We start from the raw sequence: 16,452 nt of genomic DNA on the forward strand, positions 1-16,452 counted from the left end.
GTTTCAGCCGGCCAATGCGAAGGCGTCTAACGTTTCGGCTCCCAAAGCTCGATCTTGTTGCCTTCGGGATCTAGGATCCACGCGAAGCGGCCGTTTGGGTCGTTGTCATCGCGCTTCAGAACTGCAACGCCTTTTGCGTGCAATCGCGCAAGTAAAGCGTCCATGTCGTCGACTGCGTAGTTGATCATGAACGCACTGGTCGATGGCGCGAAGTAGCTCGTTGACGCAGGGAATGCATTCCACGCCAGCACCGGAGGGTGTTTTGGCGCGTCGTAGCGCAGCGCCGCACCGCCCCAGGCTTCCACCGGCAGTCCCAATACGTCGCGATACCAGGCCGCAAGCACCTTCGGATCTTTCGCCTTGAAAAACACGCCGCCTACGCCAGTGACGTGTCCGGCGGGCGCGGCAGCCGCGGTTTCACCCTGATTGGCCATCAAGAGAAATCCCAAGCACAGCACCAAGATCGGCCTAACTGCCATTTGCTCGCTCCTTTCGGTCGAAAGTGGATTTACCTATCGCAGCATAAACCCTCCTTTTTACGTCATCGATATCGGGACTAACTTCTCGCTTCGATGTCCGATTTGGTTCGGAAGCCTACTGCCGCAAAGATGCCGGTATACGACTGTGTTTTTGTAATCAGGATACCGGCCGGTTATCGAAGCGACCTGCGGAGGTTAGCTTCATTCGAACACGCTGGACTGCAACACCAGGCTCGATGGCTCTTCGAGAAGGGTAAGTACTTGCGACAGGGTTACATACCGAGCGACTTGGTTAAGCAACGCCGACGACAACATATACGTCCAGCTCAATTCCCCGAAGAAATTAGCTTATAAATAAACAAGTTATAGCCGCCCCAAAGAAATTTGGATCGAGACAAATTTTTCGTTTACAGTCGTGCAGTGGACGGTGGCCTTATCGCTAGTCTCCACTGGGTGAGATGTGCGTCTTGCGCGCGGCTGGATTGCTCTTTTACGAACCTGTCGCTGACGCCTCTGGTTTACATGACAACTAGAAAGTTCGGGGAGTAGCGACATGGTGTCACGTCGAAGGTTCTTGCAGGGCTTGGGTGCGGCGGCTGCGTTGGGTGGTCCATTGCCTGCGTTCGCGCGATTGGCGGAAGGTTCCGGTGCGACCCAAAAGGCAGCTGGCGGTGCGGCGACGAAGGCGGCGGGTGGCGTGTCGCGCTATGTAGACGTGTTCGTCGGTACCGGCGGTCACGGGCATATGTATCCAGGCGCGTCGATGCCGTTCGGGATGGTGCAGTTGAGCCCCGATACGAACGACGCCGGGTGGGATGCATCGTCCGGTTATCACCAGGCCGACGGTTCGATCATGGGTTTCTCGCACACGCATTTGAGCGGTACCGGAGCGGCGGACATGCTCGATGTGCTGGTGATGCCGGCGCAAGGCGAGGTGCTGTTGCAACCTGGCGAGCGCGGTTTGCCTGATGTGAATTACCACTCGCGCTTCGATGGTGCAGCCGGACCCGGACCTCAGCTAACGGAGCACAGCAAAGCGCACCCCGGCCACGGATATCGCTCGCGCTACAACGCGGAGCATGCGCGTCCCGGTTATTACAGCGTGCATCTGACCGATCATGATATTCGCGCGGAACTCACCGCGACCATGCGCGCAGGCCTGCACCGCTATACCTTCCACGGCGCCGGCAGTGGACATCTGCTGGTGGATTTCGCGCATGGCTTCCACGACGACTTCAAAACTCCATGCAAGGTGACCGATGCGCAGCTCAAGCTGATTGGCAACGACACGCTGGTCGGCACCCGACGCGTGCACCAGTGGGCAGACGGTCGCTACATCTATTTCGCGATGAAGGTGTCGCGGCCGTTCTCGCAAGCCACGCTGTATTCGGAAGACGCCGCTGCACCGTCTGGCACCGGCGAAATCAGCGGTACACATCTTAAGGCTGCATTGCACATTGAGGACATTGCAAAAGAACCCGTGCTGGTAAAGGTGGGCATTTCGGGTGTGGATATCGACGGCGCGCTGCGCAATCTCGATGCGGAAATTCCCGGCTGGGATTTCGAGCAGGCGCAACAAGCCGCCGCTGAAGCATGGGAACGCGAGCTGAGCCGCATCCAGGTGGAATCGTCTTCGGAACGCACGCTGCGCGTGTTCTACAGCTCGCTGTACCACACCATGTTGGCGCCTACGCTGTTTAGCGACGTGGACGGGCGCTATCGCGGCATGGATCTGGCCATCCATCAGCTGCAGCAGGGGCAGAACAACTACAGCACGTATTCGCTGTGGGACACTTATCGTGCGCTGCATCCGCTATATACGCTGTATCAGTCCGAGCGTGTGCCGGATTTCCTCAATTGTCTGGTCCGCATGGCCGAGGAGAGCCCGCAAGGCCCCGCGGTATGGCCGCTGCAAGGCGTGGAAACCGGTTGCATGATTGGCTATCACTCGGCGGTGGTGCTCGCCGAAGCGCAAGCGAAAGGTTTTACCGGCATCGATTACGCGCGTGCGTGGCCGATCTACCGCAAACGCGCGATGGACGACGATTACCGCGGCCTACCCTACTATCGCAAGCTCGGCTACATCCCCAGCGACAAAGAACCCGAAGCGGTCAGCAAGACGCTGGAATACTCGTATGACGACTGGGCGGTGTCGCACATGGCGGATGCAGCGGGCGAGAAGGAGCTGGCCGAGACGCTGCGCCGCCGCTCGCGCAATTACCGCCACGTGTTCGATACCAAGTTGAACTTCGTGCGCCCGCGTGGCGAAAACGGTGAATGGCTGGAACCGTTCGATCCGCGCGGCATGGGCCACTCCAAGGAATGGCGCGACTTCACCGAGTCCAATTCCTGGGAGGCCACCTTCCTCAACCAGCACGACCTGTACGCCTATATGGGTCTGTTTGGAGGCCCCGACGTGTTCGAGCGCAAGCTGGATGAGTTGTTCACTACCAGCTCCAAGCTGCCGCCGGATGCTCCACCGGATATCGCCGGCATGGTGGGCCAATATTCGCACGGCAACGAACCCGGCCATCACATGGCCTATCTCTATGCGTACACCGGCGCGCACTACAAGACGCAGTCGCGCGCGCGCATGTTGATGGAGACGATGTATCCGCCGGAACCCGACGGTCTCGCCGGTAACGAGGATTGCGGCCAGATGAGTGCGTGGTACGTGATGAGCGCGCTGGGCCTGTATGCGGTTGATCCGGTGAGCACCAACTATGTGTTCGGCAGTCCGTTGCTGGATCACGCCGAGATTGCATTGGGCGGCGATCGCAAGCTGGTGATCCGCACCTTCAACAATGGACCGAAGCGCGCTTACATCCAATCGGTGACGTGGAATGGCAAGCCGTGGACGAAGAGCTGGATCAGCCACGCGGAATTGGCTGCCGGTGGCGTGTTGGAGTTTCATATGTCGGAGACGCCGAACATGCAGTTCGGGTCCAAGTTGGAGGATCGCCCACCAGCGTTTGGCAAGGCGGCGAGCGACGTGATCGCGCTGTGAGTTGAGTGTGTGTAGAGGTTGATGTGGCGTAAGCCCGGTACGATTCGCGGTCGTGCCGGGCTTTTTCTTTTTTTCTCCACAATGTGAATGCGCGTAACCACGTCATTCCGGCGAAGGCCTGAATCCAGTTTCAATACGGCGTGCAAAGCACTCAACATAAGACGTTGTGTCCTTCGGACGCATATTTGAACTGGATTCAGGCCTTCGCCGGAATGACGGTGAGGCGATACCAGGCTTGGCTTCAAGATATGTAGATAGCTATGCCGAAGCAGAAAGGTAGTTCTTGCGAAGCATTTAGCCATCCAAATTGTCGACGCAGGCCAGTTGCTTGATGTTTGAGGCCATAGAAGCGCAGTGGGCTTTTACCGCGCGAACTTCGTAGCAAACTAACCACACTAAGGTCTTGCATCGCATGTGGGGCGATGCAAGGTGACATGAACCCAGCATGTCACCCATGGGTCTGTTTCCTGCACTCCCTCCAAGAAGGGATTCGGGCCCTTGAAGCCCCGACAACCAGTCCCCGGTTGTCGGGGCTTCATTCTTTTGGGCAATCGCAGCGCATCCGCAAAGCGAGATGAAATGCAGATTGTCACCGCAGGCCAACAATTTGTGATCACAGGCCAAACGCATTACGCGAAGCGCCACGCGTCATCACGCGCGGTAATGTGAAAAAAACATTCGACTGACGAAACGTTTTTCAGCACGTCCCGCTGGGCTCTGCCCGGCGCGGCCTTTTATTGCTCATTGTTGGGGAGAAGTACACATGTATCGTCGTGACGATAAAAATCTTCGTTATAAGAAGATGGCTTGGGCGATCACGTTCGCCTTCGCCGCGGGAAGCGGCGCGGTGCTCGCACAGAGCACATCGGGTTCGATCTACGGCACGGCCGATTCGGGCGCGCAGGTATCGGTGGTCAACGAAGGCAACGGATCGACGCGCGCGACCACCGTTGGCAGTGACGGTCGCTATCAGTTCAATTCGCTGCTGCCCGGCAAATACCAGGTCAACTTGAGCGAGAACGGCAAGTCCAGCAGCCAAGAAGTAGTGGTGCTGGCGGGCCAGGGCGCCAACGTGAATCTTGCTACTGCGGCAGCGGCTAAGAACCTCAGCACAATCAGCGTCACGGCTAGCTCCATGCCGTCGATCGATGTGTCGTCAGTGCAGACCAACACGGTGCTCACTGCCGAGCAGATGAAGGCACTACCGATCGCCAAGAACGTATCGGCGGTCGCCCTGCTCACGCCGGGCGCTGTGAAGGGCGATGCGGCGTTCGGCAATCTCGTGTCATTCGGCGGCGCGTCGGTGGCTGAGAACGCGTACTACGTGAACGGCTTCAACGTCACCAACCAGTTCGATTCGCTGAGTTTCTCGCAAGTGCCGTTCGAAGCAATCGACCAGGAGTCGGTGCAGGACGGCGGCTACGGCGCGGAATACGGCAACGCCACCGGCGGCGTGGTGTCGGTGACCACCAAGCGCGGTACCAATGAATGGAAAGGCGGTGTGGATATCACGTGGAATCCCGCCGAGACGATGGCCAGCGAGCCGAACGTCTACTTGAACAACGGCAACATGTCGTATTCCGCACGCGGCAACAAGAATGCCTCAATCGGCAACAACGGCAGCTGGAACCCGATCGACTTCACCTCGCGCTGGAATGCCTGGGTCGGCGGCCCGCTGATTCAGGACAAGCTGTTCGTCTTCGCCCTGGTCAGCCAGACCAAGACCGAATCGGATTACTACAACCCGATCACCCAGTCGGGCAGCGGCGGCTACCAGCAGCAGAATGAGAAGGATCCATACTGGCTGCTGAAACTGGATTGGAACATCAACGACAGCAACATTCTCGAATACACCGGCTTCAACGATACGCGGCACTACAGCACCAACGTCTACTACTCGGGCTTCACTGCCGACAACACGCCGTATCATTACGGTTACCAGGGTCAGGTGACCACCAAGTACGGCGGCCAGAACAACATCCTCAAGTACACCAGCTACATCACGGATAGCTTCACGCTCACCGCCCAGTACGGCGAAAACAAGAACAAGCGTTACAACACGGCCGTTGCCGCGGACGGCACGGTGGAAAGCTACGATGGTTCGATCACCAACGAAGCATCCGGTTGCCCGGTCATCGTGGACGATCGCAACCCAGTGCTCGCCGGTACCACCTCGCCCTACAGCCATTGCAATTTCGTGCCTGGCAGTCTGCTGACGGCGTACAACAGCCAGGACAGCCGCAAGTCGTTCCGTCTGGATCTGGAATGGAAGCTGGGCGATCACGACATCACCGGCGGCTGGACACGTGACGTGACGACCTCGTCGTACGGCCAGGCCTATGAAGGCGGCGCCTTGTGGGAATACCTGCCGGACAGCTCGAGCTCGGGCGCTGCCGCGAGCGAGAACTACGTCGAGAAAGTCGTGTTCAACACCGGCGCCAAGGTCAGCGTGACGCAGCGCGCGGAATATCTGCAGGACAACTGGCACATCACCGACAACTTCCTGGCGCGCATCGGCCTGCGCAACGATCAGTTCAACAACAAGAACGCGACCGGCCAGACGTTCGTGCGGCAGGATCACAACTTGCAGCCGCGCCTGGGCTTCGCCTGGGACGTGCATGGCGATTCGTCGTTGAAGATCTACGGTAGTGCGGGTGATTATTCGTTGCCGATCGATGCGGGCGTGGCCATTCGCGGCGCCGCGGCTTCGATCTACAGCTATCAGTCCTACAGCTACACCAGCGTGAATGCCACCACCGGCGCGCCGGAGGGCCTGACCGCGCTCGGCCCGGTGCAATACGCTAACGCCGAAGGCGGCCAGGCGCCGGCTGCTTCCTCGTATGCGCCGCAAGGCTTGAAGCCATTCAAGCAGCGCGAGTTCATTCTCGGCGCGCAGCAGCAGTGGAATGACTGGACGCTGGGCGTGAAGGGCATCGTGCGCCACGTGCTCACCGGCCTGGACGACGAGTGCGATTTCCGTCCGATCGCCAAGTACGCCGATTCGGTTTATGGCTTCGATTACTCCACCACCTCGCTGAGCCCGGCGTTGAACAGCGGCGCGGCGGTGGCCTCCACCCTCAACGGCTGCTTCATCAACAACCCCGGTAGCGGCGCCACGTTGTATCTGCCGCTGGATCCGAACAACCCGAGCAAGTTGTACAAGGTAGTGCTGAGCGGTTCGGACATCGGCGAGCCGGCCTACAAGCGCAACTACTACGCGTTGGAGCTGACCGCCGCGCGCAACTTCAACAACAAGTTCTACCTCAACATGTCGTACACGCTGGCCCGCTCCTACGGCAACACCGAAGGTTTGGTGGACTCCAACAACGGTCAGGCGGATACGGGCACTTCTGAGCTGTTCGACTATCCGGAGTTGATGCTCGGCAGCAACGGTAACCAGACCAACGATCATCGCCACACGCTGAAGGCCTATGGCGCATGGCGCATCACCGACCAATGGCAGGTCGGCGCCAACTTGATTGGCCAGACCGGCCGGCCGAAGAACTGCTACGGCGATGCACCGATCGATTCGCAGATCAGCGGCTATGGTTCCACCGGCGGTTCGCCCTATCTGTACTGCTATATCGACGGCGTCGGCACCTATGTGGCACGTGGTTCGGTTGGCACCACGCCAACGCTGTGGCAGTTGGACCTGAGCGGTTCCTACCATCCGCACTGGATGAAGGGCCTGACCTTGCGCGCCACGGTGTTCAACGTGTTCAACAAGCACACGGTGCTGACGGTGAACGAGAACCAGAATGCCAACAGCGGTGCGTCGCTGTACACCGCAACGACGTATCTGACGGCTACGGGTTATCAGGAGCCGCGGTATCTGCAGTTAAATGCGGAATATGACTTTTAAGCGATTCGCTTACTTTCTACCGTACATAGCAGCTGCTTTCTCCTCCCCCTGCTTGCAGGGGGAGGTCGGGAGGGGGTGAACACTTGCGGGAAAGTTCACGGCAAGTACTCACCCCACCCCAACCCTCCCCTGCAAGCAGGGGAGGGAGTAGAGGCGGCGAGATTGAGGTTCTCCGTAGCTACGACAGTCGCAACGCTTTCATGGCAAAAAGGCCGCGGGATGCGGCCTTCTTTTTTTGCTCGAGATGTTTGCCTTTCGGAATGACGGGATGGGGTATTGCGCGAGGTTGGCCCCTCACCCCAGCCCTCTCCCCGGAGGGGAGAGGGAGCAGAAGGCTCAAGTCCCGGTGGCCAGCAACCGCGCCCGATACCTGCTCGGAGATTCTCCCGTCCAACGACGGAACGCGCGCGTGAGGTTGGCCGGGTCCGCATAGCCCATGCGTATCGCGATTTCGTCCATGCGCAGCACTGGGTTGAGTACGTCGCGCAGCACGGCATCCTTGCGCGCGTCGTCGACCAGGCTGCGGAAGTTCAGGCCCAGGCGCTGTAGTTTGCGCTTGAGCGTGCGGCTGGACATGCACAGCATCTTGGCGGCTTCCTCGATGCTGGGATAGCCGCTGCGTTCGTGGCTTTGCAGCATGTCCATGACGCGCACGACCAAGTCGTCCGAACGGCGCAGGCGCGCACGCTCGCGTTCGCACTGGGATGTGATGTAGCGCAGCGTGGAAGCGTTGGCGTTCGCCAGGGGAATATCCAGGTCTGCGGCAGGGAAGCGGATCAGGCTCAGATTGGTTTCGAAGCGCGTCGTCACCACACGCTTGCGGTAACGCGCGTAGTGCAGAGGTTCCGGACCACGATGCCAGATCTCCAGACCCGGCAGCACGCGCTGCGCAAGCTGTTCGCATAGACGCGTGGTCATGGTCATCAGGCGATCGACGGCGCAGAAACGCATCGGCGCGCGCGGCGCCATGTCGTGCACGATGAGCTCGGCAAAGCCGTCACGTTCGGTCAAGCGCATGTTGAACGTGGTGGTACGCAGATCCAGGAAATTCGCCCACATCTCGAGCGCGTCACGCAGCGTGGCGCAACTCATCAAGCCGTAGCCGAGCATGCCGTGCCAGGTGAGCGTGCTGTGCAGGCCGATCTGGTAGCCGATGCCCGGATCGTTGGTGAGGCGCACGGCATTGGTGAGCAACAGCGCGTCCTGGTGCGAGGTCAGGCGGCCGGCATCTTCTAGCTGTTCGGCGCGAATACCGGTACCAGCCAGCGCCTTTTCGCGGGAATGTCCTTGTTGCTCGAGCAGTTGCAACAGGGCCACGACGTATTCAACGTGGACATCTTCTTTGTACAGCTTGTGCATACGGCCACCCCACAAAATGCATCGTGTTTTGAGTCTTATCGTTGACGTCCATGCGCAAGGCGCGGACGTGCCGGTTCGAGCGCTGCATGCATCCATGCGCCGTACGCATCCAGTTCGCGCAGGAGCTGGTCGGCTTCGCCGGCCATCACCAGTTCGTCGGCGGTCTTGCGGCCGCACTGTTCGATCGGCGTGTTGAAGTACCAATCGATGGCCTGCTCCAGGTCGTGTTGCTGCGTTTGTGCGGCGTCCAGCACGCTGAGCAGTTCGTCCACGAATTGCTGCCACGACACACGCGTGCCGCGACGGATCCAGCGTTTGCGCAAAGCGGCTTCGGTCATGCCCAGCCAACCGGCTAGGCGAATGCAGGACACGGCGCCGGTGACCGGATCGGAGATGTCCGCCAGAAAATGCAGAAATTCGTTGGCGAGCTTGCGTTTGCCCGTAGCCATGAGCGCTTGTCCACTGGCGCCCTTGTGGCGCCGCACAAGGCCACCTTGGAGCAGGACTGTGCAGGAAAATTGGAGATTCTGTGGAATCGACCCGTTGCGCTTGCAACTGTCCGGACATCCAGCGCTAATGGCGATAAGGACAACACCCACAATAATTTGCTAAAGCCATGCGCCCTGGGCTCACCGTCAAGCTATTTCTTGCGATGCTCGCCGTCGCCGTGTTCGCCGTCGTGGCGATGGGCGTGGCTGCGCGACTCAGTTTCAATCGTGGTTTTCTCGGCTATCTCACCGAACAGGAAACGGAGCGGATGCAAAGCGTGGCCTCGTCGCTCGCCACGTCATACCGCGAACACGGCAGTTGGGATTTCCTGCGCAACAATCCGCACGCCTGGATGGACATCATGCGGCAGGGCCATTTCGCCGGCATGCCGCTGCCGCGCAATCTGGTCGACCTGGGACCGCCCGATCGGCCGCCGCCCGACGCGCCGGGAGACCAGCCGCCTCCGGGTCAATCACCGCCCGGCCAGGATGATCGTCCACCGCCCGATCGCCAGGGGCCGCCGCCTATGCTGGGTCGCATGGGTGGACTCAGTTCCGTCTCCGAACTCACCGGCACTGATTTCCGCTTCGCACTGCTGGATGCGCAGAACCAATTGTTGTTCGGTAATCCCGCCGCCGTGACCGCCGCGCATTCGCTGAAGCAGGCGATCGTGGTGAACGGCAGCACCGTCGGCTCGCTGGCGGTGCTGCCTTTCCGCGATGTCACCGAAACCGGCGATCGGCGCTTCGAGCTTGGACAATACCGGGCCACTTGGATCATCGGCATCACGGCGTTGCTGCTAGCCGCGCTGCTGGCGATCTGGCTGGCGCGCACGCTGCTGACGCCCGTGCACCGCATCGCCAAGGCCACGCATGCGCTGGCCGAGGGCGATTACGCCACGCGGGTGGAAACGCCGTCGCGCGATGAACTGGGCCAGCTCGCTCGCGACTTCAACCAGCTCGCTGTGGTGCTGGAAAAAAACCAGCGCGTGCGGCGGCAGTTTGTGGCCGACATTTCGCACGAGCTGCGCACGCCGCTGGCGATCATGCGCGGCGAACTCGAAGCGCTGGAAGACGGCGTGCGCCACTTCGACAAGGACGCCATCACGTCCTTGCAAAGCGAAGTAGGTTTGCTGAGCAAGCTGATCGACGATCTGTACCAACTTTCGCTCGCCGACGTGGGCACGATGCTCTACCGCAAGGTGGAAGTGGATCTGCCGAAACTGCTTGAAGGCATCGCCGACACCTTCCGCGAGCGTTTCCGCCGGGTAGAAGTGGACCTGCAATTGAATCTGCCCGCTACGCCTGTGCTGGTGACTGCCGACGAAGGCCGTCTGCAGCAGCTGTTCGTGAATCTGTTCGAAAACAGCGCGCGCTACACGGATGCCGGCGGCATGCTGCGGGTCAGCTGCCGAATTCTGGCCGATAGCGCCATCGTCGACTTGATGGATTCGGCGCCAGGTGTGGAAACAGCCAACCTGCCGCGTCTGTTCGAGCGCTTCTATCGCACCGAGGCTTCGCGCAATCGCGCCAGCGGCGGCGCCGGACTCGGCTTGGCCATCTCACGCGCCATCGTCGAGGCGCACAACGGCACGATCGATGCTCACCCCTCGCCGCTGGGCGGGCTGTGGCTGACGGTGCGCCTGCCATTGGAGAATGCATGACATGGAGACCACATCGCAGGCACTCGCGCGCATCCTGATCGTGGAAGACGAACCTAAGCTGGCCGCGCTGGTGGGCGATTATCTGCGTGCAGGTGGCTACGATTCGAGTTGGGTGGCGGACGGCCGCGAGGCGATTCCCGCGATCAAGAGCCGCCAGCCGGATCTGGTGCTGCTCGACCTGATGCTGCCGGGCCGCGACGGGCTGGACATCTGCCGCGAATTGCGCAGTTTCAGCGATGTGCCGGTCATCATGCTCACCGCACGCGTGGAAGAGATCGACCGCCTGCTCGGATTGGAACTGGGCGCGGACGATTACATCTGCAAGCCCTTCAGTCCGCGAGAAGTGGTGGCACGCGTCAAAGCGATCCTGCGACGTGCACGCGGCAACAGCGAGCAAGGCAGCGGCATCGCCCTGCGCATTGACGAAGCCACGCACAGTGCGATGTTCCATGGCGTACCACTGGAATTGACGCCGGTGGAATTTCGCCTGCTGAAAACGCTGGCCGCCAATCCGGGGCGTGTGTTCTCGCGCGATCATCTACTCGACAATCTGTATCTGGATCATCGCGTGGTAACAGATCGCACCGTCGACAGTCATATCAAGAACCTGCGTCGCAAATTGCAACAGGTGGCGCCGGGACAGGATCCGATCCGGTCGATCTATGGAGTAGGCTACAAGCTGGAAATCGAGTGACGATTCGACGCGATTTGCGTTAACTATCCTCACGAGGTGCAGCATGCGCAGTGATGTACTGATCATTGGCGCGGGTCCGACCGGTCTGGTGCTCGCACTGTGGCTCACCAAGATGGGTGTAAGCGTCCACATCATCGACAAGACTGCCGCGCCGGGCACTACCTCGCGTGCACTCGCCGTGCAGGCACGCACGCTGGAGCTTTACCGCCAGCTCGACCTCGCTGAGACAGTCGTGGCGAAAGGTCACCGGGTACCCGCGGTGAACCTGTGGGTGAAAGGTGAAAAAAAGGCGCAGGTGTCGTTCGGATCGCTAGGCTCGGATCTCACGCCTTTTCCGTTCTTGAACATCTTTCCGCAGGATGAGCACGAGCGCCTGCTGATCGAACGGCTCGAACGCATGGGCGTGACCGTGCAGCGGCAGACCGAATTGCTCAGCTTCGTCGACGAAGGCGAACGCGTGGTCGCGCGCCTGCGCGGCCCTGATGGCAGCGAGCAGTCGTGGGAAACACGTTACCTCGCCGGCTGCGATGGCGCGCGTTCGCTAGTGCGCGAGACGATCGGTACCGGCTTTCCGGGCGGCACGTACAAGCAGGTGTTCTACGTCGCCGACGTGGACGCTTCCGGCCCCTCGTTGGATGGGCAACTGCACATCGATCTGGACGAAGCGGATTTCCTTGCGGTTTTTCCACTGGCCGGCGAAGGCCGCGCACGCCTGATCGGCACGGTGCGCGACGAACGCGCGGAACACGCCGAAACGCTGCACTTCGAGGACGTGAGCGACCGCGCTATCGAGCATTTGAATGTGACGGTAAAGCAGGTGCACTGGTTCTCCACTTATCGCGTGCATCACCGCGTCACCGAGCGCTTTCGCCAAGGGCGGGCGTTTCTGCTGGGCGATGCGGCGCACATCCACAGCCCCGCCGGCGGCCAAGGCATGAACACCGGCATCGGTGATGCGATCAATCTGGCTTGGAAACTTGCCGCCGTGCTAGCCGGGTTCGCGCCCGACCGTCTGCTTGACAGTTACGAAGCCGAGCGCATCGTGTTCGCGCGTCGATTGGTTGCCACCACCGATCGCGTGTTCACCCTCGCCACCGCCGAAGGCCGCATCGCCGACATCATGCGCACACGGCTGGTACCTGCGCTGTTTCCGGCCATTCTGCGCTTCGAAAACGCGCGCGAATTGCTGTTCCGCACTGTGTCACAGATCACCTTGAACTATCGCCACGGCCCCTTGAGCGAAGGCGAGGCCGGCGAGGTGCATGGCGGCGATCGTTTGCCTTGGGCGGCGACCGATGGCGGCGATAACTTTGCCGGCCTGGCTTCCATGGCGTGGCAAGTGCACGTGTACGGCAACGCGAGCACGGCGCTGCGCGAGTGGTGTGCCGGCAACGGCGTGCCGCTGCACGTCTTCGACTGGCAACCGGAACACAAGGCCGCGGGTTTCGCCCGAGACGCGCTGTATCTGATACGTCCGGATACTTATGTGGCGCTGGCGGATGCCTCGGGTGCGCCGCAAGCTGTAGACATCTATTTAACTTCCCAAGGCATTAAGCTTTCGACGGCGCGCGCGATCTCTTCCGCCCGATCCGATAACGCGGCGCGCACAGGGGACGTTGATGAATCCTGAAGAATCCTTGCGTACCAAGCGGTCCGCATCCGCAGGCGACGATGCCATCGGCACCTCTACCAAGGTGGCGAGCGTCGCGGCGGCGATCGGCGGCTGGGCGCTGGGCATGTACGCCGGTTTCAATCTGCTGGTGCCATTACTGGCCACCGCGATTATCTGGTTCCTGGGCAAGAAACTCTTTAGCAAACCGAAGCAGCTCATCCTCCCGCCGTTCTGCGTGCAGGGCGGACACCTGGTGTGGTTCGTGGTTGGCATGACGATGACCCGCGAAGTGGCCAACGCGAACATGATCGACATCCTCTGGCTGTTGATCGGACTGACGTGGCTATGGTTGAAGCCAGGCAAGGTGGCGTTGTGCGTGCTGTCCGTCTATCAATTGCTGGCGCTGCCCTATGACTTGCTGCAGCTTTCCCATGCGGAATTGGGCAGCGTGGCGAACAAGGCGCTGCTGGTGCATGTCGTCTGGCGATGCCTGGCGTTGTTCTACATGGGCAGGTTGTATTACCGGATGAGCAAGCCGATGCAAGTTAAGGACCCGAAGCGTTCTTGATGGCTTGGTCGTGCCTCACCGTCATTCCGACGAAGGCCGGAATGACGAACCCTTCGATAGGGTGAACGTTTGCAAGACACGCAAGCGTTACATCGTCGCAACGATGCGTCCCACTGCCGCCAGCACGACGCTGCGGCCGTCGCTGTCCTTTGCCGTGTTCTCGTAATACACGCTCACCAGCAGCGGCTTGCGAGCTGGCGGCCAGATTATGGCGACGTCGTTGTTCTGCATGTTGCCGCTGCCGGTTTTCTCGCCGACCCGCCAATCGGCCGGCAGTCCCGCACGCACCAGTTTTTTGCCGGTAGTCGTGCCGAGCATCCACGTGGTGAGCTGCTTGCACGAAGCATCGGATAGCGCATTGCCGAGCAGCAGTTTGTCGAGATTGGCCAGCATCGCGTTGGGCGTGGTGGTATCGCTCACGTGATCAGGACTGGGGCGATTGAGTTCGGGCTCCACGTGGTCAAGGCGTGTGATCGTGTCGCCGAGTTGCCGCGCGAAATCCGTGACCACGGATGGGCCGCCCAGATGGGCGAGCAATACGTTCGCGGCGGTGTTGTCGCTCAGGCTGACGGCGGCCTGGCAGAGTTCCGCGATGGTCATGCCCGGCGGGCCGACATGCTGGCTGGTCACCGGCGCGTATTCGAGCAGCGCATCCTTGCCGAACACGAGGCGACGGTCCAACTGTTCCTTGCCCTTCTCGACACGCGACAACACTGCCGCTGCCAGCAGCATCTTGAACGTGCTGCACAGAAGAAAACGTTCGTCCGCACGATAACCCGCGCGACGTCCGTTGCCGGTATCGCGTATCGCCACGCCCAGGCGCCCGCCGTATTGCCGTTCCAGTGCGGCCAGGCGAGCGTTGATGTCTTCCGCACCCGCCAGGAGCAGCGACGGACGAAGGCCGAGCACTGCAGCCCCGATCACAACGCTTTTGAGCAAATCACGACGTTCCATGCGATGTTTACCTGTAAGGGCCATGCGGGCCACGGATGCTAGCGGCATGCCGGGTCTTCGGACGGCGAAAGTTGAGGCGAAACTGGGGCAGCGACCCGCCGCGCATTGGCCTGCCGGCACACTGCGCAATTGGCTCTTGAACCGCGGGCGGCGACGGATTGAATGGGGTTATCCATCACTCGAGGAGGCTTGCATGCGCGTCGCTGACACCGGCCGGGTGATGTTCGCCCTGGCGTTCATAGCTTTGGGACTGCTCAGCCTCTTCTCCCGCGACTTTGCCTCCGTGTGGCAACCGGTACCCGAAGGCGTGCCGGCGCGCGCGTTCCTTGCACTGGTTTCGGGCGCCGTCATGCTGGTGGGCGGCGCGGGATTGTTGCTGCGGCGCACGCTGGTGCCGGCTTCATTCGCACTGATGGTGTACACGCTTGTGTGGCTGCTGACGCTGCATGTGCCGCGCGTGATCATGGGACCGCTGCATGAAATCACCTGGGGTGGCTGTGCGGAAATCGTTACGCTGGTCGCCGCAAGCTGGCTGTTGTACGCCTCCGCCGTAACATCGAACGACAAGCCCTATTTCGCTTCGTTGAGCGGCCCGCAAGCCATGCGCGCCGCGCGGATCGCATTCGCGGTGGTGCTGCCGTTGATCGGGTTGGAGCACCTCATCTATGCCAAGGAAACCGCCGAGATGGTGCCGGGCTGGCTGCCTTATCACATGGGTTGGGCGTGTTTGACGGGTATCGCGCACATCGCAGCAGGTTTGGCCATCGCACTGGACGTGCTGCCGCGGCTGGCGGCCACGCTGGAGGCGTGGATGATGGGCATCTTTACGGTCTTCGTGTGGATTCCGTCGGTGATGGCTACGCCGTCGCAGCGCTTTGTGTGGACTGGGTTGGCGATTTCGACGGTGATTACCGCAGCAGCGTGGATTGTCGCGGCGTCTTATCGGGATGTGCCTTGGTTTTCTTTCAGCCGGTCGCGGAATCGGGTGGCCGAGTTGGCGACACGGTAATCGTACTGCCGTCATTCCCGCGCAAGCGGGAATGACGGCCCTGAAGGTACGCACAATTACGCGCTTACTAGACCGCGCGCCCCGTCTCGAACAAGAACCACACGCGCCGTTCCGCCTCATCGATCCAGTTTTCGAGCAGGCTGGCGGTAGCGACGTCGTTGTATTCGTCGCACAGATCATGCGTCTTGCGCATGTATTCGGCCACGCGCGCATTGTCTTCACGCAGTTCGGCCAGCATGTCGGCAGGCGTGACGAAATCTGCATCGTTGTCGGACAGGCGTTGGTGCCTGGCGATGTCGCCGATGGAGCGCAGGGTGGTGCCGCCGAGCTTGCGCACTCGTTCGGCGATCGGATCGGTGGTGGCGTAGATTTCGTCGGATTGCTCGTCCAGCAGCAGGTGGTAATCCCGGAAGTGGGGGCCGCTCATGTGCCAATGGAAGTTCTTGGTCTTCAGGTAGAGCGCGAACACATCGCTCAGCAACGTATTCAATTCGGCAGAGATGTCGCGTCGCGCGTTGTCGCCGAGCGAACTGGGGGTTGTCAGCGGGGCCTTGCGCAATTGCTTGGCCTTGGCGGCCTTTTCGGCCTTGTTTGCTTTGGGCATGGCGGTTTCTCTCCTCGTGGCAGGGGGTAGTTGAACGAGAGATCGGCTGGTAGCAGCAGGTCTGTGACCATAGGCCAGCGAGGCCGCGCAGGCAACCGCCCAAATGGGTCATTGGCGGTGCCGTTCATGACGCCCTTGTCACCTTTCACGGC

General features: G+C 60.8%; 12 protein-coding genes. 7 read left to right on the forward strand and 5 right to left on the reverse strand.

Translation table 11 applies throughout. From position 1 onward, the window contains the following. Window positions 1–26: 26 nt before the first annotated feature. A complete protein-coding gene (locus tag ISP18_RS17665) occupies window positions 27–479 on the reverse strand; it encodes a VOC family protein (protein WP_380015110.1) in 453 nt (150 codons plus the stop codon). Between the two features lie 553 nt (window positions 480–1,032). On the opposite strand from ISP18_RS17665, the gene ISP18_RS17670 reads away from it, so the two are divergent. Then, a complete protein-coding gene (locus ISP18_RS17670; protein WP_380015113.1) occupies window positions 1,033–3,486 on the forward strand; it encodes a GH92 family glycosyl hydrolase in 2,454 nt (817 codons plus the stop codon). 763 nt (window positions 3,487–4,249) lie between these two features. Beyond that, window positions 4,250–7,348: a TonB-dependent receptor gene (locus ISP18_RS17675; protein WP_380015116.1), complete on the forward strand. Its 3,099-nt coding sequence runs from the start codon at window positions 4,250–4,252 to the stop codon at window positions 7,346–7,348. 336 nt (window positions 7,349–7,684) lie between these two features. Here ISP18_RS17675 and ISP18_RS17680 read toward each other — a convergent pair whose 3' ends face one another. Further along, complete coding sequence (locus ISP18_RS17680) at window positions 7,685–8,707, reverse strand: AraC family transcriptional regulator (RefSeq protein ID WP_380015119.1); 1,023 nt, start codon at window positions 8,705–8,707, stop codon at window positions 7,685–7,687. A gap of 35 nt (window positions 8,708–8,742) precedes the next feature. After that, the gene (locus ISP18_RS17685) at window positions 8,743–9,156 is read right to left on the reverse strand and encodes a hypothetical protein (protein WP_380015122.1); all 414 of its coding nucleotides are present in this window, start codon (window positions 9,154–9,156) and stop codon (window positions 8,743–8,745) included. A gap of 167 nt (window positions 9,157–9,323) precedes the next feature. Between ISP18_RS17685 and baeS the strand changes: the two genes are divergently transcribed. From baeS to ISP18_RS17705, 4 genes are read left to right on the forward strand one after another with little or no spacing between them, the layout of a single operon-like run. Next, complete coding sequence (gene baeS / locus ISP18_RS17690; RefSeq protein WP_380015125.1) at window positions 9,324–10,859, forward strand: sensor histidine kinase efflux regulator BaeS; 1,536 nt, start codon at window positions 9,324–9,326, stop codon at window positions 10,857–10,859. A gap of 1 nt (window position 10,860) precedes the next feature. After that, window positions 10,861–11,553 (forward strand): response regulator, encoded by a 693-nt coding sequence (locus tag ISP18_RS17695; protein ID WP_380015128.1) that lies wholly within the window; start codon window positions 10,861–10,863, stop codon window positions 11,551–11,553. Window positions 11,554–11,596: 43 nt separating this feature from the next. Then, window positions 11,597–13,183: an FAD-dependent oxidoreductase gene (locus tag ISP18_RS17700; protein WP_380015131.1), complete on the forward strand. Its 1,587-nt coding sequence runs from the start codon at window positions 11,597–11,599 to the stop codon at window positions 13,181–13,183. Beyond that, window positions 13,173–13,733 carry a hypothetical protein gene (locus tag ISP18_RS17705; protein ID WP_380015133.1) on the forward strand — a complete coding sequence of 187 codons (561 nt, stop codon included), beginning with the start codon at window positions 13,173–13,175 and terminating at the stop codon, window positions 13,731–13,733. The genes ISP18_RS17700 and ISP18_RS17705 overlap by 11 nt, the downstream gene beginning before the upstream one ends. 87 nt (window positions 13,734–13,820) lie before the next feature. Here ISP18_RS17705 and bla read toward each other — a convergent pair whose 3' ends face one another. Beyond that, window positions 13,821–14,711, reverse strand: a complete 891-nt coding sequence (bla, locus tag ISP18_RS17710; RefSeq protein ID WP_380015887.1) for a class A beta-lactamase — start codon at window positions 14,709–14,711, stop codon at window positions 13,821–13,823. Window positions 14,712–14,880: 169 nt separating this feature from the next. Here bla and ISP18_RS17715 point away from each other — a divergent pair, with 169 nt between their 5' ends. Next, window positions 14,881–15,696 carry a DoxX family membrane protein gene (locus ISP18_RS17715; protein ID WP_380015135.1) on the forward strand — a complete coding sequence of 272 codons (816 nt, stop codon included), beginning with the start codon at window positions 14,881–14,883 and terminating at the stop codon, window positions 15,694–15,696. Window positions 15,697–15,763: 67 nt separating this feature from the next. Here the strand turns inward: ISP18_RS17715 and ISP18_RS17720 are convergent, their stop codons facing one another. After that, window positions 15,764–16,300 (reverse strand): Dps family protein, encoded by a 537-nt coding sequence (locus ISP18_RS17720; RefSeq protein ID WP_380015138.1) that lies wholly within the window; start codon window positions 16,298–16,300, stop codon window positions 15,764–15,766. Window positions 16,301–16,452 lie beyond the last annotated feature (152 nt).

Source organism: Dyella humi (genome assembly GCF_044904605.1).
Classification (GTDB): domain Bacteria; phylum Pseudomonadota; class Gammaproteobacteria; order Xanthomonadales; family Rhodanobacteraceae; genus Dyella_B; species Dyella_B humi.

Coding starts and splice junctions, on each gene's coding strand:
- ISP18_RS17700 (WP_380015131.1), top strand. CDS start 11,597: ATGCGCAGTGATGTACTGATCATTGGCGCGGGTCCGACCGGTCTGGTG.
- ISP18_RS17670 (WP_380015113.1), top strand. CDS start 1,033: ATGGTGTCACGTCGAAGGTTCTTGCAGGGCTTGGGTGCGGCGGCTGCG.
- baeS (WP_380015125.1), top strand. CDS start 9,324: ATGCGCCCTGGGCTCACCGTCAAGCTATTTCTTGCGATGCTCGCCGTC.
- ISP18_RS17675 (WP_380015116.1), top strand. CDS start 4,250: ATGTATCGTCGTGACGATAAAAATCTTCGTTATAAGAAGATGGCTTGG.
- ISP18_RS17720 (WP_380015138.1), bottom strand. CDS start 16,300: ATGCCCAAAGCAAACAAGGCCGAAAAGGCCGCCAAGGCCAAGCAATTG.
- ISP18_RS17685 (WP_380015122.1), bottom strand. CDS start 9,156: ATGGCTACGGGCAAACGCAAGCTCGCCAACGAATTTCTGCATTTTCTG.
- ISP18_RS17695 (WP_380015128.1), top strand. CDS start 10,861: ATGGAGACCACATCGCAGGCACTCGCGCGCATCCTGATCGTGGAAGAC.
- ISP18_RS17705 (WP_380015133.1), top strand. CDS start 13,173: ATGAATCCTGAAGAATCCTTGCGTACCAAGCGGTCCGCATCCGCAGGC.
- ISP18_RS17680 (WP_380015119.1), bottom strand. CDS start 8,707: ATGCACAAGCTGTACAAAGAAGATGTCCACGTTGAATACGTCGTGGCC.
- ISP18_RS17715 (WP_380015135.1), top strand. CDS start 14,881: ATGCGCGTCGCTGACACCGGCCGGGTGATGTTCGCCCTGGCGTTCATA.
- bla (WP_380015887.1), bottom strand. CDS start 14,711: ATGGCCCTTACAGGTAAACATCGCATGGAACGTCGTGATTTGCTCAAA.
- ISP18_RS17665 (WP_380015110.1), bottom strand. CDS start 479: ATGGCAGTTAGGCCGATCTTGGTGCTGTGCTTGGGATTTCTCTTGATG.